Source organism: Streptosporangium nanhuense, from assembly GCF_059358815.1.
In genome coordinates this window covers 1-1235 of record NZ_JCADBG010000102.1, presented here as the reverse complement: position 1 = coordinate 1235, position 1235 = coordinate 1, and the positions used below count along the sequence as shown (strand labels likewise).

Genomic DNA, 1235 nt, shown 5'->3' with positions numbered 1-1235 from the left:
TCGCCCCGAACATCGTGACCAGCAGCGGGCCCAGCCAGCCCCACAGGGCGCCGCCGGGCATCGGCGGCATCAGCCGGTCGCGCGCCGAGCCCTTGGCCCCGCCCGGCGGCTGGGGCTCCTGGGGCTCCGGCTGCTGCGGTGCCTGGTTGGTGAAGTCGGTCACGGCCACCCGGACATCGTACGGTCCCCCCACCACCCTCAGCCCAGAGAAAACCCCTTAAGAGTTCAATTCGGGAATTCCTCCCAGGCCGGGGACCCATCCGAAATGCGGGAGGATGGAACGGTGACGGACAACGGCAGGCTTGTGCTGGCAGGGGCTCCGATCGGCCAGGTGGGCGACGCCTCGCCCCGGCTGCGGCTGGCGCTGGAGAGTGCCGACGTGGTCGCGGCGGAGGACACCCGGAGGCTGCGCCGCCTGGCGGGCGAGCTGGGCGCGGAGATCGGCGGCCGGGTCGTCTCCTACTACGACGCCAACGAGGCCGGGCGGGCCGCCGAGCTCCTCCAGGCACTCCAGGACGGCAAGACCGTGCTGGTCATCACCGACGCGGGCATGCCGGGCGTCTCCGACCCCGGCTACCGCCTCACCCACCTGGCGGTCGAGGCGGGCATCACGGTCACCTCGCTGCCGGGGCCGTCCGCGGTGACCACGGCGCTGGCCGTCTCGGGGCTGCCCAGCGACCGCTTCTGCTTCGAGGGCTTCCCGCCGCGCAAGTCCGGTGAGCGCTCCCGCAGGCTCTCCGCCCTCGCGGAGGAGGAGCGCACGATGGTCTTCTTCGAGGCGCCGCACCGGCTGCAGGTCGCGCTGGCGGCGATGGCGGAGGCGTTCGGCGCCGACCGCCGGGCCGCGGTCTGCCGGGAGCTCACCAAGACGTACGAGGAGGTGCGGCGCGGCGGTCTCGGGGAGCTGGCTGAATGGGCGGCCGGGGGCGTCAAGGGGGAGATCACGGTCGTCGTCGCGGGGTACGCCGGACAGGTCCTGCCGCCGGTGATCGGGGACCTGGTCGAGGAGGTGGCACGCCGCGAGGAGACGGGGGTGCCGAGGAAGCAGGCGATCATGGACGTGGCGAAGGCCGCGGGGATCCCCAAACGCGATCTTTATGACGCTGTCCATCGTGGCTGACTTATCACCATAATTGCCCGAATGGGATTAATACGGGATCGCCTCTTGCCTCCCATGCGGGGAAGCGTGGCCTGGGGTTGGCTGGGACCGCTGCTGGTCGCGGTGTTCGGAGGGG

General features: G+C 71.7%; 1 protein-coding gene. It reads left to right on the top strand.

What is annotated here, in order from left to right; translation table 11 throughout:
- Nucleotides 1-265: 265 nt before the first annotated feature.
- The gene (rsmI, locus tag AC5L38_RS44165) at nt 266-1120 is read left to right on the top strand and encodes a 16S rRNA (cytidine(1402)-2'-O)-methyltransferase (protein WP_495248813.1); all 855 of its coding nucleotides are present in this window, start codon (nt 266-268) and stop codon (nt 1118-1120) included.
- The last annotated feature ends 115 nt before the right edge of the window (nt 1121-1235 follow it).